This window comes from Lysobacter sp. TAB13 (assembly GCF_052113885.1).
GTDB classification, from domain to species: domain Bacteria; phylum Pseudomonadota; class Gammaproteobacteria; order Xanthomonadales; family Xanthomonadaceae; genus Lysobacter; species Lysobacter gummosus.
Genome location: NZ_JBFRDR010000066.1, coordinates 1 through 754, shown reverse-complemented (window position 1 = coordinate 754; position 754 = coordinate 1). Strand labels below are relative to the sequence as shown.

1 protein-coding gene is annotated in these 754 nt (G+C 65.0%); it reads right to left on the bottom strand.

The genetic code is table 11. The features are described from left to right. On the bottom strand, positions 1 to 754 hold a 754-nt coding region (locus AB4Y92_RS25125), incomplete at both ends, for an ABC transporter permease (RefSeq protein ID WP_441822091.1).

Below are 754 nucleotides of genomic sequence, written 5' to 3'. Positions count from 1 at the left end.
GTCCCTGGCCAACCAGGGAGACGGACAGGATCGTCAGCAGGATCGCCACGCCGGGAATCGCGGAGACGTACCACTCGCTGCGCAAGACCTTGCGCCCCTGGCCGATCAGGTTGCCCCAGGAGGCGACGTTGGGATCGGAGAGGTCGAGGAAGGCGAGCGCGCTYTCRAGCAGGATCGCSRYCGCCATYACGACGCTGSCATAGACGATGAYCGGCGCCAGCGCGTTGGGCAGGACCTCGCGGAAAATGATCCAGCGGTTGGTCAGGCCGAGTGTCCGGCAGGCCTGGACGAACTCGCGATTGCGCAGGGTCAGGAACTCGGCGCGCGTCAGACGCGCCACCGCCGGCCAGGAAACGGCGCCGATCGCAATCGTCACCGCCGTCATATTCGAACCCACCACCACCACGAGCACGAGCAGCAGGATGAAATTCGGAAGCGTCTGGAAGGCCTCCGTCATGCGCATCAAGGCGTCATCCGTCATGCCGCCATAGAAGCCGGCGAGCGCACCGACGACGATACCGATCGCAATCGCAATCAGTGTCGAGACCATACCCATCAGCAATGTGGTGCGCGCGCCGTGGGCAATCTGCGCCGCGATATCACGGCCCGAAGCATCCGTTCCGAGCAGGAACCGACCACCGAGTGAGGGCCATTGCAGGGGCCGGCCGGCAAGCGCCAGCGGATCGCGCGGGTAGAGCAGATCGGCAAAGATTGCGAGGCCGACGATACCGATGAGCAGGAGCAGGCCAAGCAC